This window comes from Acetobacter senegalensis, from assembly GCF_001499615.1.
Classification (GTDB): Bacteria; Pseudomonadota; Alphaproteobacteria; order Acetobacterales; family Acetobacteraceae; genus Acetobacter; species Acetobacter senegalensis.
This window is the reverse complement of the sequence record NZ_LN606600.1, coordinates 1,026,133-1,040,447: the sequence shown is the minus strand read 5'-3', so window position 1 is coordinate 1,040,447 and position 14,315 is coordinate 1,026,133. Positions and strand designations below refer to the sequence as shown.

6 protein-coding genes and 1 pseudogene are annotated in these 14,315 nt (G+C 54.8%); all 7 read left to right on the top strand.

Annotated elements, in window-relative coordinates:
- The first annotated feature begins 53 nt into the window (after positions 1-53).
- Positions 54-2,912: a TonB-dependent receptor domain-containing protein gene (locus ASN_RS04625; RefSeq protein ID WP_006558560.1), complete on the top strand. Its 2,859-nt coding sequence runs from the start codon at positions 54-56 to the stop codon at positions 2,910-2,912.
- Positions 2,913-2,976: 64 nt separating this feature from the next.
- Positions 2,977-4,110, top strand: a complete 1,134-nt coding sequence (locus tag ASN_RS04620; protein WP_058987361.1) for an acyltransferase family protein — start codon at positions 2,977-2,979, stop codon at positions 4,108-4,110.
- A gap of 529 nt (positions 4,111-4,639) precedes the next feature.
- The gene (locus tag ASN_RS04615) at positions 4,640-7,525 is read left to right on the top strand and encodes a TonB-dependent receptor plug domain-containing protein (protein WP_082666576.1); all 2,886 of its coding nucleotides are present in this window, start codon (positions 4,640-4,642) and stop codon (positions 7,523-7,525) included.
- Between the two features lie 215 nt (positions 7,526-7,740).
- Positions 7,741-9,381, top strand: coding sequence for a serine hydrolase (locus ASN_RS04610; protein WP_082666790.1), 1,641 nt, complete (start codon positions 7,741-7,743; stop codon positions 9,379-9,381).
- Positions 9,378-10,559, top strand: coding sequence for a serine hydrolase domain-containing protein (locus ASN_RS04605; protein ID WP_058987360.1), 1,182 nt, complete (start codon positions 9,378-9,380; stop codon positions 10,557-10,559). Before ASN_RS04610 ends, ASN_RS04605 begins: the two co-directional genes overlap by 4 nt.
- Positions 10,560-10,727: 168 nt before the next feature.
- On the top strand, positions 10,728-11,936 hold the full coding sequence (locus tag ASN_RS04600; protein WP_058989122.1) for a D-amino acid dehydrogenase: 1,209 nt from the start codon (positions 10,728-10,730) through the stop codon (positions 11,934-11,936).
- Position 11,937: 1 nt separating this feature from the next.
- A pseudogene (locus tag ASN_RS04595) lies at positions 11,938-14,274 on the top strand (penicillin acylase family protein); the annotation flags it as partial.
- Between the last annotated feature and the right edge of the window lie 41 nt (positions 14,275-14,315).

Below are 14,315 nucleotides of genomic sequence, written 5' to 3'. Positions count from 1 at the left end.
GACCATTGCGCTATCGTATTCAGGTGGTAGTCGGGGCGGGAGGGAAGCACGTTATGCGAGGATCAGGTTCTTGTAGAAAAGCAGCACTTCTTTTAGGAATTTCAGCTTTCTGTTACGGCTGGGCGACTGAGGCGCACGCCCAGATCATTTCCCTGCCAGGCACCACAACTGGTAAGGCCATTACCAACAAATCCTCTAAAAGTTCCAAGGTTTCCTCAACGGCCGAGGGCAAGAACGAGACCATTACCGTGGTCGGCACCCATCTGGGCGCAAAGGAAACAGCGGAAATTCAGCCCGTTACCATGATTACGGGTGAACAGATCCAAAAATCATCTTCCATGACACTGGGGGATGTTTTTGCCCATATTCCCTCCATGGGGTTCTCCGGCAACACGTTCAGTAACGATGGCGGCTCCTGCCTGAATATTCGTAGTTTGGGTGTGGCCCGCACGCTTGTTCTGGTCGATGGTCACCGTATGGTAAACGGCAATGGCTCCGTTGACTGCCCGGACGTGAACTCGATCATCCCCGCCATGGTGGACCGTATTGAAATTCTGAAAGACGGATCTTCCACCACCTACGGGTCAGATGCCATTGCGGGTGTGGTCAACATCATTCTTAAAAAGAATTTTACAGGCACAACCGTTACGGCCAATGGCGGCATCAGCGAATATGGTGATAACCAGACCGCCAATGTCACCATCGCGCATGGCTTCAACTTCATGCATGATCGGGGTAATTTTACTATTGCTGGTTCCTACAACTATCAGGCCCCCATGGCAGCCGACCAGCGGAAATGGGCGATGGAAGAAGCCAAGGTCAACAACCCGCCCGGGCAGGCCCAGTATTTTGGCTCACAATACGGACCCCAGCCTGTTTTTGCCGCAGTAAATGGTGGCGCACCGCTTACAGCCCAAAGTGATGGTGTGGCGCAGTCCGTCATTTCTGATGGTCACGGCGGGTACCGTCCCTATAGCTGGAATGATAATTACGATTACTCCAAAGATAATCAGATCATTTCCGAGCAGCAGTGGGGCGCATTGTCCGGCACGGGTCATTTCGATGTGAATGATTACGTCCAGCTTTACATGACCGCCAACTATACTCACACCCAGACGCAGGATGTGGGCACCCCCATGTATGTGGCCACGCCTGCCACAACCCTGACCGGAAATTCCGGCGCGGTGGTTGTGCCATCCGGCACACCGGGCAACCCGTTTGGTGAAGATGTGGCAATGTATCAGCGTATGTTCGGTCTGGGCCGGGAATACGGATACAACAATATCAACATGTATCAGTTTACCGGCGGGGTGCGTGGCGCGCTCCCACATTCCGGCGGCTGGACATATGATGGCTTCTTCTCATTCGGTAAGACCGTCACATCCTCCAGCCTGAGCAATCAGGTAAACTGGAGAAATCTTGAAAATTCGCTGGGCTTCCATCAGACCGGCGGCGCTGGGTCTACAGAAGGGTATTATGATCCCAACCTGTGCGCCGGTATTGCCGGGTGTGCGTCCTATAACCCGTTCACCGGGTCCATGTCGCAGGCCGCAGCGAATTATATCGGCTTTACGGATACCTACCCCTCAGCGCAGGAACTGCGTGACGTACAGTTGACGTTCTCCAACAAGCATATTGCAAAACTGCCCTATGGTCCGCTGGGTATTTCCGTTGGGGTGGAGCACCGTAGTCTGGATGGGTACTGGCACGCTTCCGACGAGGATAAGGCCGGTCTCAACTCAAACTCCTATCGCACGGACACCAGTGGCGGTTACAACGTGACCGAAGTGTTTGGCGAACTGAGCATCCCGCTGCTGAAGGACCTTCCGGGCGCTAAAGCGCTTTCTGCTGAAGTCTCTGGCCGTTTTTCCAATTACAACACCTATGGGCAGACCTATAACTGGCATGCGGGCCTGATCTATGCTCCCGTGCCGGATATCAGCTTCCGCGCCAATATTTCCACCGGGTTCCGTGCCCCGACCATTCAGGAACTTTACAAAGGAAACCTGATCAGTCTGACCGGCACGCGTGATCCTTGCGCGTATATCGGCACGTTCCCCAGTTCCTTGCAGTCCATTGTAGCGGGCAACTGCCGTGCACAGGGCATCAATCCGGATACATTCAAGCAGAATAACGGCGTTATCAAATACCAGACGGGCGGCAATATTCATCTTCAGCCGGAAATCTCCCGTACCTATACCATCGGCACGGTGGTAACCCCCCGGTTCCTGCCTGGCTTTACGGCAACGGTTGATTACTTCCATACGCATATTACGGAAACCATCGGTTATCCGACTCTCTCCACGGAACTCAATGGCTGTTACAGCAGCGCCAATTTTTCCAGCTCCTACTGTTCAATCCTGAACGGGCGAGACCTCAACGGGCAGCTTAACCCGGTCAACCGTTACCAGAGCAACATGGGCGCGTTTATTGAAGATGGGTTGGATATCAACGCCAGCTATCATGTGCCGATTGATTACAATAACGCTCTGACATTCGGTGCGGATATTCAGGATGTGATGGCTTATAAAACCCAGACACAGCCAAACCAGCCTTTTGTCAGCTATCTGGGTACGGATTACGGCCCCATGAAGTGGGTGGCCAACGGCACCATTACCTACACGCACGGCCCATGGGCGCTGACATACATGCTGCGCTATACGGACGGGTTCAATTATTATCCCAACTCATCCTACGGGCCGGGCCTGTCCATGTGGTACAAGGTGGATCAGACCTTCTATCATGACCTGATGGTGACCTACACGGGCAATATCTATACCGTAACAGGTGGTGTTAAAAACCTTGGAGGTCAGGACCCAACGTTCTACGCAAACGGGTCTTACAATACGGCCCCCGGAATTTATGATTACTCCGGCCGCTATGTTTATCTGAAAGCACAAGTTCATTTCTAGGCCTGACCATGGGGCGGAGGCCACAGGGCTTCCGCTCCCCCGGCGCATTGTCTCCATTGATATCATGCGTGGCGCTACAATTGTGTTCATGGTGATTGTCAATAACCCCGGAGACTGGAACAGGGTCTGGTCACCTCTGGACCACGCGGCATGGAACGGTTGCACACCGGCCGATCTTGTTTTTCCGTTCTTCCTTTTTCTGATGGGGTGCGTCATCCCCTTTGCGTTTGACAGACGGCTGAGGGAAGGGGCGCAGCGCAGCCAGTTGGTGGGCCACATTGCCTGGCGGGGGTTGGCGCTTGTCGGGCTCAAGCTGCTTCTTAGCCTGTATCCTTTTTTCCACGTCACGCATCTGCGTTTTTTTGGCGTTCTGACACGGACCGCCCTGTGTTACGTGGCTGCCGCCAGCCTTTATCTCTGCTCCCGCAAAACCGGGTTTCTTGTCTCTGTCATTGGTCTCATTCTGCTGGCCTATTGGGCCATTCTGTATGCGCTTCCGGTTCCGGGGCTAGGGTGGCCGGGGAAGGATTTTGCGTTTCTTGACCCAGACCGAAATATGGCCGCATGGCTAGACCGCCAGTTTTCCGCATGGTGCCAGACATGGCTGCATACAGGCATCCTGTATGAAAAAACATGGGACCCTGAGGGACTTTTAAGCACGCTTCCGGCTATTGCCACCACCTTGTCCGGTGTTCTGGCCGGGCAGGTTTTTAGAAGGAGGGATATCTCACCTGCTCGTCGGCCAATGCTCTTTATGGCGGCCGGGGGTGCCTGCATTCTGCTGGGGCTGCTGTGGGGGCAGGTATTTCCGCTGAACAAATCCTTGTGGACCAGTTCCTTCACGCTCGTCTCTTCTGGTGCAGCACTGTGCAGTCTGGCGGTATGTGACGGTATTTTTGATGTCCTGCGGTTACAGAACAAAAACACTATTATTCAAGCCATTGCGACTTTTTGTCAGATGTTCGGCATGAACGCTGTTTTTGCCTTTCTGTTCTCCGGATTTCTGGCCAAAACCCTTCTTGTGCTGCCGTCGCCTGTAGCTGGGAGCACAAGTTTGGAGGGCGGGATATATCAGGTGCTACGGGCGGGTTATCCTTCCTCAAACCTCACCTCTTTCCTCTTCTCCTGTTGCTTCCTTATTCTTGTTTTCTTGCCGGTTTACGGCCTGTACCGGAAGAAGATCTTCATTCGGCTTTAGCGGCTTCCCCCGGATGACTGGCAGGCACCCGCAAGAGGGGGCTCCCATAAAAAGAATTGCGCATCCTGCGTGCAGTGGCGGGCTTGGAAAGGGGGCAAGTGGCCCCATGTATCATGCTTGCTATCAAGCGAATCCCTTTAGAAAGAGATAAAACGGGGCGCTAAGGTTTTTTCTTCAAGAAAAGGGGGGATGTTCATGAAGAATACGTGATAGAATAAAAGAATATTTTCCCGTCATTACCGAAAATTAATACGGATATATCTGAATATCCACCCGTTCTATTTTTTAAAAAACTATAAAATCTAGTTTACGGATAAATTTTTTATCTATAAATTTTTTCAATAAATACTTCCTATCCTTATACGGGGTCTTAAGGATAATGATTGAAAACCTGAGCATATCTTGGCGATAACCCTAGGTTAACGGATAAAAATAGTTTTGAAATCGACACAAAAACGTTAACTCGCCACATTGGTGACACATCGCAACATAAGAACGCCACCTTACCAGAATCCAGGAAGAAAAAATTATGACGGCTTATGCAAAAAAGCGTAGTTTTTTGTTCTTCTTTGTGGCGCTTTCATCGGGAACGGTCTTGCCCTTTACGGATACGGCCTATGCTGAATCCCTCCCTGATGCACAGGCTACAAAGTCGAAAAACAAACAGGCCGCTCACGTGGGCGCAAAAGTAAAGCCGTCTGCCGCCAAGAAAAACGCCAACAGTGAAGTCCTTACGGTTACTGGAAGCCGTATTGCCAACCCGCATGCCAAATCACCCACGCCTGTCAGCACATTGACGCAGAGTGATATTGCCAATCAGTCCCCCACCAACAACCTTGCAGATCTTGTCAATCAGCTTCCGCAATTTGCAGGAAGCCAGACGCCGCAGAACTCTCGTCTGGCACTCAGTGGTGGCACAGCGGGTATCAATGCTCTTAACCTGAGAAACCTGGGGGCGGTGCGTTCTCTGGTTCTGCTGGATGGCCGCCGTACCGCGCCTTCCACCATTACCGGGCTTGTTGATATCAACACCCTGCCGCAGCAGCTTGTAAAACGGGTTGATGTTGTTACGGGCGGTGCGTCCGCCCAGTATGGGTCAGATGCTGTTGCCGGTGTCACCAACTTCGTGCTCGACAAGACGTATACGGGCCTGAAAGTTAACGCAGATTCCGGTATTTCCACCTATGGTGACGGCGTCAATTACTCAACATCAATCGCGGGTGGGTTCGGTTTTGCGCATGATAAAGGCCATGTTCTGCTGAGCGGCGATTACGCTCATGAAGATGGCATTTACAGCGTAACGCGCAAATGGAACGAAAACGGCAACCGCATTATTGCTAATCCTGATTATGCCGTAGGCAATGGCCAGCCTTATTACATTGTGCGCGGGCCGGGCGGCACCAATAACGCCCTGCCGGGTGGCATTATCAATTCATCAACGGGTGCGGTTAAGAATTCTCTGAGAGGCATTTATTTCGGAGAAGGTGGAAGCGTCAATCATTACAATTACGGTTCTCTCAGCACGTCCACAACATCTATCGGGGGCGATCATTCTCTTGCCGATAACGGGCGTAATATCGGCCTCCAGCCGGGCAGTGACCGCAAAAACCTTTTTGGCCGTCTGAGCTACGATGTTGCGCCATGGATGACCCTTTATGCAGAAGGGGCCTATAATGAAAGCGAATACATCTACAACGCTGGCCCCCAGTATATGACATCCGTTAACCTGACGAGCGACAATCCTTATCTGATTGACGCGTTGGGGGCGGATGCACTGAAAGATGTCTCCTCCGTCACGTTGGGCACCACCGCTCATGACATGCCGTATCGCAGAACGGATAACCGACGGAACGTGCAGCGTTATACGTTTGGTGGCGAAGGCAATTTTCAGATGTTTGGCAAGCGTGCTTCATGGAGTGCCTATGCGCAGTACAGCGCAACCCGCACGCATGAGCAGATCTATAACGTGATGAACAACGCCAAGATCAAAAATGCGACTGATGCTGTGCGTTCGGCATCTGGAAACATTGTTTGCCGTTCAACGCTGACAGACCCCTCCAATGGATGTTCGCCCATAGATTGGCTGGGAACCGGCGTCATATCGTCTGACGCGATTGATTATGCCCTGGGCAATCCCTACCGTGATGAAAAATTTGAGGAAATTGTTTCAGGCGTAAACCTGTCCATGATTCCGTTTGCAACATGGGCTGGGGATGTGAACGTTGCCGTAGGTGGCGAATACCGAGACGAACGCGCATCCGGATATGTGCCAACGGCGTATCAGTCAGGGTGGTCTGTCGGCAACTTCCTGCCAACAAATGGTGGCTACAACGTCAAGGAAGCCTATCTTGAAACGGAAGTCCCCCTTGCAAAAGGGTTGACGTTCAATGGCGCAGTGCGTGGAACTGATTATTCTACCTCAGGGTATGTCACCACCTGGAAAATTGGGGGAACCTGGCAGCCCATTCAGGATGTTCTGTTCCGTGCAACCCAGTCACGCGATGTCAGAGCGCCGAACATCAACGAACTGTATCAGGGGGGCACCTCCCGTACCACATCCATTCTTGATCCGGCGACGGGCGCGACAGACACTGTGCTGGAAATGACAACGGGCAACAGCAAGCTCAGGCCTGAAAAAGCAAACTCCACAGTGGTGGGGTCTGTCATCACGCCGCGTTTTGCGCCGGGCCTGTCCATCTCGGTTGACTGGTTCCATATCAAACTGAAAGACGCCATTCAGCAGTTCTACTCACAAGATATTGTCAACCAGTGCTATGAAGGGAATCAGAGCTTCTGCTCCGCTGTTGGCCCGGATCCTTCCGGCAACCGTGATCTGTTTATTCAGGCAAGTCCGTTCAACTTCAGCCAGATCACCACAAGCGGCATTGATATTGATGCCAGTTACAGGCTTCCGGTGCGTCGCATTTTTGCCAAGGTGCCAGGGGTTCTGACAGTCCACGGTCAGGCAAGTAACTATCTTAAATATGTTGCGGATTCAGGGCTGAGCCCGGCTATCAATACTGCGGGTGATATCACGTCTGGCCCGCCCAAATGGATCTATCGTTTCTCCGCCACGTATAGCCTGCCCAGCTTCAGCGTAACGGCCATTGCACGCGGTATCAGTGCGGGTAACTATTCAAACAGCTACGTGCAGTGCGCCACAGGGTGCCCGGCCTACAACGCATATTTCCCGACGATCGACAAAAACCACGTTAAGGGTACATTCTACTTTGATATGAACTTCACGTATAAGCTCAAATATCAGAATATCGGCAACATGCAGGTTTTCCTGAATATTACAAACCTGGCCAATTCCAAGCCGGTGCTTGTGCCAGAAAGCGGTCTTGCGGCTGATAGCACCTACAGCAGCCTGCTTGGGCGTACTTTCCGCGGCGGGGTTCGGTTTGAACTCTAACAGCAGCCTGTAAACACTGCTCTGATACGCATGAGTTCTGTCATGAACTTGGAATGATCAAATACCAAGCCCTGTATATTGTGCAGGGCTCATGCGTTTTTTCTAATCATTAAGAAAATTTCCAATTGCATCTACACATTTTTTTCAATTCCAATAGTGTTCAAATCAGGATCTTCGCTCTGGCTCTTGGTACCGTCCTGCCATATGAGTTTTTCATGGTTTACAAACAGGCATTCACCACAATGGCGTTTACACACAAAAGAATGAAACACCACGCAGGCACAGGCTTGCGGCGTATTCCTCTGGCGGCTCTGCTCCTGGCATTGTGTGGCACGCACGTTCATGCCGCTTCCCTGCCAGATGGTCTGACAGAACAGCAGATTGATAATGTTGTCAGCAGAACACAGCAGGCGTTTCAGGTGCCCGGTGTTGCGGTTGGCGTGATCCATGATGGGAAAATTGTTTTTGCAAAAGGCTATGGCCGCAAGGCTGACGATGAAAAAAGCGGAAAGGTGGATGCTACCACCCTGTTTGCCATAGGCTCCAACAGCAAGGAATTTACCGCAACCGCCCTTGCCACCCTTGTGGATGAAGGCAAACTGAAATGGACCGATCGCGTCAGTGATGTGATGCCGGAATTTCGCGTGGCTGATCCATGGATCACGCGGGAATTTCGGGTGAGTGATCTGTTAACCCACCACAGCGGCATGGGGCTGGGTGCCGGAGATCTGATGCTGTTCTCTCACAGCACCTTCACGCGCAAGGATGTTCTGGCGGCTCTTCCCTACATGCCGTTTACGGGCCGCTTCCGTGCGGATTATGCCTACAACAACCTGCTGTATGTGGTGGCCGGTGCGCTGGTGGAAAAAATCTCCGGCCAGACGTGGGAGCAGTATGTGCAAACCCACCTGATTGATGCCGCCGCTCTTCCTGCATGCCAGAGCACGTTTCCCGTTAAAGGCCAGACAGATGTTGCGGCAGGGCAGGGGAGTGATGGTGTGCTGCCTGATCGCGCAGCCCGCAAATCGGTCGCCATGGCCCCTGCGGGCGGCGTGTGGTGCAGCGTGAACGGCATGAACCGCTGGGTGCAAACCCTGATGAATGGCGGCCAGACAGTGGATGGCCGGAAAATCATCAGTCTTGCTCAGCGGGATGCGCTATGGGCTCCTCATGCGCTGCTGCCTCTTCCTGATAGTGCGGCCAAAACACAAAGCCACTTCCGCGCTTATGGCTATGGCTGGTTCATGGAGGATTTTTTCGGCCTGAAGCGTGTCTGGCATACCGGCACAGTCAGCGGCATGGTCAGTTATGTTTCCATGTTGCCGGAAAAGAATACGGGCCTGGTCGTGCTCACCAATCATGATGATCACCACGCAACCTATTCCATCGCCCTGACCATGAGCTCCCTTATTGCCACCGGCAAAACTGAGGATTGGGTTTCTTACTGGCAGGATGACGCCAAAAAGGCGGAGGAGAAAGCCGCGAAAGAGGCATCCACAACCGGACCAGGCTCACCCGCGCGGCCCTTCATTTCCCTGCCGGTGTCAGACCTGAAAGACTATGTTGGCCTTTATCATGATGCCTGGCGGGGGGATATCCGTCTTTCCCTGAAAGACAACGCCCTTGTGATGAGTTTTAGTAAGGCCAATGGCCTGTCCGGCACATTGTCCGCTCTGCCTCATGATCTGTTCGTGGCCAAGTGGCAGGACCGCGCAAATGACGCGAGTGATGACAGCTACGTGCAGTTTGAGCGCGATACATCCGGCAAGGTCACAGGGTTCCACATGCAGGTGGTTGGGTCTGACTTCAGTTTTGATGCGCAGGATCTGCATCCCCTCAAGGTTTCCGATCAATGAAGGCCCATTGTCCCGCTCTTTCTCGCAGAAGGCTGCTGCAAGGGGCATCGCTCCTGTTGGCACAGGCGGGGCTTTCCGCTTGCCAGACGCCACGGGAAGCTGACCGATTTGCAAAGGCTGATGCGCTGCTTCAGCAGGCCATTAGCAAAGGGGAATGCCCCGGCGCAGTGTGGGGCGTGGGTCAGCACGGGCAACTCATTCATCGCGGTGTCTTCGGCGCGCGCAGTCTTGAGCCACAGCGCGAGGTCATGACGTGGGACACCGTGTTTGACATGGCGTCCCTCACCAAACCCATGATCACCGCGTTGGCTGTTATGCAGCTTGTGGAAAGGGGGCTGGTGAATGTTGATAGCCCGGTCGCCCTTTATCTTCCGCAGTTTGCGGCAGGCGGCAAGGCGCAGATCACGGTGCGTTTGCTGCTCACGCATTTTTCCGGCCTGCAACCGGATCTGCCCCGCATACCAGACTGGTGGGGCAAGGCGGCCGCTACGGATCGCATCATGCAGGCAGTTCCCAAAATACCGCCGGGTAGCGGCTTTATTTATAGTGATCTCAATTTCATTGCCCTTGGGCTGCTGGTTGAAAAAGTAACGTCTCAAACGCTTGATGTTTACGCACAGCAGAACATTCTGGCCCCCTTGGGCATGACGCAGTCGGGCTTTTTACCGCCCGCAGCCCAGCAGGCACGTATTGCGCCAACCCAGTATGATGAGCACGGCGCCATGCTGCGGGGTGTAGTGCATGATCCTACGGCCCGGCGCATGAACGGCGTGGCCGGGAATGCGGGCCTGTTCTCCACTGCCGAGGATGTGGCGCGTTATGCGCAGGCTCTGCTGGATAAACGTGCGGGCAGACCCAGCCTCTTTCCTCTCAGCCGTGCAACGCTGCTGCGCATGACAACACCGCAACAGCCAGCAGGCCAGAAAAGCCTACGCGGTTTTGGGTGGGATATTGCGTCTCCCTATGCGTCACCAAGGGGCGACCGTCTCTCCCACGCGTCCTTCGGGCACACTGGTTTTACCGGTACGTCCTTATGGATAGACCCTGATAATGACTGTTATGTTTTTATCCTGACCAACCGTGTTCACCCCAATGGGGGGCATAGCGTGGTGCATCTGCGGCATGATGTTGCAACAGCGGTAGGGGAGGCGCTGGGGCTGCCTCTTGCTGTGCCGTAAGGATGAGGTGTGCCGCCAGGGTTAACCTCAAGTTATGGGGGGGCGGCATTTTTTAAATGGTGTGGAGAAGAGTCTCTTTTTAGATTTTTCACTCAGGAACATCGGTGAACGTGTTGTTGTGTACATGGTTTGCCGGTGGGCACCATTTTAAAGGGGTTGGCGGTTTTTATGCCTGCAAAGCGGACAATTACGGTTGTAGGGGGTGGCGTTATTGGCCTGACAACCGCTTACGCCCTCATTCAGGCCGGACACGGCGTAACATTGGTGGAGCGGGACGACCACGTTGGCGAACAGGCCAGTTTTGGCAATGGTGGCCAGCTCAGCTATCGCTATGTGCGGCCTCTGGCAGATGCCGGAGTACCGCTGGAGGCGCTTTCATGGATGTTGCGGGCAGATTCTCCCATTTCCCTGAAATTACGGCTGGATTGGCATCAATGGCGCTGGCTGACAGATTTTCTGCGGGCCTGCAATGCCAGAACAAATCGTAACAATACGGCCCGGCTTCTGAAACTTGCCTTGCGTGGGCAACAGGCATTGCACCAGTGGCGGCAGGAAGGGCTGGACGATTTTCTGTGGCGGCGGCCGGGCAAACTGGTTGTGTATCGAAACGCACACAAATTTTCCAAATCGGCCAAGGCTGTCAGCAATCCGCAGCAGGAGCAGGTGCTGACCCCGGCAGAATGCGCACGGGTGGAACCGGCCTTTGCAGGGCTTGCGCCCGCGCTGGCGGGAGGCATCTTCTCCCCGGATGATGAAGTGGCAGATTGCTATCTGTTCTGTCAGGCGCTTCTGAAATCCTTGCAGAAGAGTGAGAATTTTCATCTTGTCAAAGGCGCGGCAACGCTTGAGGACGATGGGGCAGGGCAGTGCCGTGTGCGTATCAACGGCACACCGCAGCAGACAGATGTGATTGTGCTGGCCGCAGGGCTGGCCTCCCGCGCCATGGCGCAACCGCTTGGCCTTAACCTGCCTCTTTATGGGTTGAAGGGTTATAGCCTGACGGTGGAGGCCGATCCGGCCGTGCTGCCGGATGTCAGCGTCACGGATTATGATAACCGCGTGGTGTATGCGCGGTTGGGCCAGCGGCTGCGTATTGCCGCCATGGTGGATATCGGTGCGCTTGATGCCTCACTTGATCCGCGCCGTATTACCTCCCTGAAGCGTCTGGCAGAGGAAACCCTTCCGGCAGCCGGGCCCTACAGTTCTGCCGCTACGTGGGCAGGTATGCGGCCAGCAACCCCAACGGGGGTTCCCCTTGTGGGGCGAACACAATGGCGTAATCTGCTTCTGAATGTTGGCCACGGTGCGCTCGGGTTTACGCTCTCTGGTGGCTCCGCCCTGACCATTCAGGATCTTGTTGAAGGGATGCAATCGTAACATGACACACCGCGCCACCGCTCTTTCTCGTCGCCATGTGCTGCTGGGCGGTGTCGCCGCCAGCTTGGTAGGGGTCGGAACCCGGGCTCTGGCCCGTAAGGCTGCGTCTCCCCGCCTGCTGGGGCTGGAGGGGCTGGCGGCCCCGGTGGAGGTGTTTGAAGATCAGTGGGGTGTGCCACATGTGCGCGCCGCGTCCGTGCCGGATGCTTTTTTTGCCAACGGCTACCTGATCGCGCGGGACAGGCTGTGGCAGCTTGATTTTGACTATCGGCGGTCTACAGGCAGGCTGGCGGAAGTGTTCGGGCCTGATTTTGTGCCGTCTGATACCGCAAACAGGCTTTTTCTGTTCAGGGGGGATGCGCAGGCGGAATTTGCAGCACTTCCGCCCACGGTGCAGGCGTGTGCCCGCGCCTATGTGGCGGGTATCAACGCCTATCTTGAACAGGCCCGTGCCACTGACGAAAAACTGCCCCCGGAATTCACGATTTTTTCCTACCAGCCGTTGCAGTGGGATGTGCTTGATCTGGTGCGGATACGGGCAGAGGCCACTGGCAACACCAAGGCTGAAATTCGCCGCGCCCGTTTGGCGGCACAGGGTGCGCTGGATTACGATGCATTGATCATGCCTCTGCGCCCGGCCCATACGCTCCGGGTACCAGACGGGTTGGATGTCCATGCCGTAACAGAACAGGACCTTGGCCTGTTTGGCGTTTTGCAGGCCAGCCTGCCGCTTTCGGGCCTGCATGCGCCCCCGTCTGCTAGTGAGGATGATCACCGGCGCGCTAACGAGGGCAGCAATGCATGGGTGATTGCCCCCACCCGCACGGCAACAGGCCGCCCCATTCTGGCAAATGATCCACATCTCAGTTTCGGCTCACCAGGGCCTAGGCACGTTATTCACCTTACGGCACCGGGGCTGGATGTTATCGGGGGTGGGTCCGCAGGTATGCCGGGTGTCATGCAGGGGCATAACGCGCATTTTGCTTTTGGGCGCACCAACTTTCATATTGATCAGGAAGATCTGTTCATCCTGCGCACGCATCCTGCTCACCCTGACCGCTATTTCCATAATGGGCGCTGGGTGGAGATGGAACGGACGGAAACAACCATTGCCGTCCGGGGTGAAGCGGCACGCACGGTTACGCTCCGCTATGCGGCACAGGGGCCGGTTGTGTCCACAAATGCAGCGCGGAACAGGGCTGTGGCGGTTTCTGCAACATGGCTGTATCCGGGTGCCAATGGCATGCTGGCCAATATCGGCATCAATCTGGCGCAGGACTGGACCAGTTTCCGCGAAGCTTTGAAACTCCATACCAGCCCGACCAATTTCACCTATGCAGATACCGCGGGCAACATTGGCTGGCAGGCCGCCGGTGGCCTGCCAGAGCGCACAGGCGGTTATGATGGGCTGATGCCCGCCCCGGGTGATGGGCGGTATGACTGGAAAGGCCTTCAGCCGCTGGATGCGCTGCCGAACAGCTTCAACCCGGCACGCGGCTGGTTTGGAACATCCAATGAACTCAACCTGCCAGCGGATTATCCGTACGAGCAACGCTGCGTCAGCTACGAATGGAAAGACCCTTATCGGTACAACCGCGTTGCAGAGGTTCTTGCTGCGTCACCCCATGCCACGCTGGCGCAGAGTGTGGCTTTGCAACATGACACGCTTTCCCACCTTGCGCTTTCCGTTGTGAAGCTGCTGCCGGATGTGCCTGCTGATATCCGTGCAGAAGCGGATCTGCTGCGGCGGTGGGATGGCCGCGTAGAGGCCACAAGTGCCGCAGCGGCCTTGTATGAAGTGTGGTGGACACGGCTGAACACCCTGTTCTATCAGGCGCTGGTGCCGGAAAATCTGCGCGCACTTCTGCCACAACCGCTCAATGCGTCCGTGCTTCTGGCTTTCCTTCAGAAACCAGACGGCAGAGTTGGTGACAAACCGGAAGCCGCACGGGATGCGCTGCTGGTCAAGGCTTTTCAACAGGCTGTGGAAGAAGTGCGTGACCGTATGGGGCCAGTCACCGCCGCATGGCAATGGGGCACATTGCATACGCTGCAACTGCGGCACCCGCTTCATGCTGTGGAGGCTGTGGCAAAGGCGTTTCTGCCCATAGGCGGAGAAACAACCCATAGCGGGGGCGACCCCTACACCGTTATGGCCCGCTGGTATAATCCTGATCTTTCACAAAAAGCGCTGGCGCATGGGCAGAATCCGTATGCCGTAACAGGTGGGGCCAGTTATCTGATGGTGTGTGATGTCGGGGCGTGGGACCATTCCCTGTTCCTCAATTTTCCGGGCCAGTCTGCCTTGCCGGATAGCGGACATTATGAAGATTTCCTGCAACCATGGCTGAAGGGGGCCATGCAGCCTCTGGTGTTTTC

Bases quoted from the DNA above. Each gene is read 5' to 3' on its own strand.
- ASN_RS04605 (WP_058987360.1), top strand. From the start codon at position 9,378: ATGAAGGCCCATTGTCCCGCTCTTTCTCGCAGAAGGCTGCTGCAAGGG.
- ASN_RS04610 (WP_082666790.1), top strand. From the start codon at position 7,741: ATGGTTTACAAACAGGCATTCACCACAATGGCGTTTACACACAAAAGA.
- ASN_RS04625 (WP_006558560.1), top strand. From the start codon at position 54: ATGCGAGGATCAGGTTCTTGTAGAAAAGCAGCACTTCTTTTAGGAATT.
- ASN_RS04620 (WP_058987361.1), top strand. From the start codon at position 2,977: ATGCGTGGCGCTACAATTGTGTTCATGGTGATTGTCAATAACCCCGGA.
- ASN_RS04615 (WP_082666576.1), top strand. From the start codon at position 4,640: ATGACGGCTTATGCAAAAAAGCGTAGTTTTTTGTTCTTCTTTGTGGCG.
- ASN_RS04600 (WP_058989122.1), top strand. From the start codon at position 10,728: ATGCCTGCAAAGCGGACAATTACGGTTGTAGGGGGTGGCGTTATTGGC.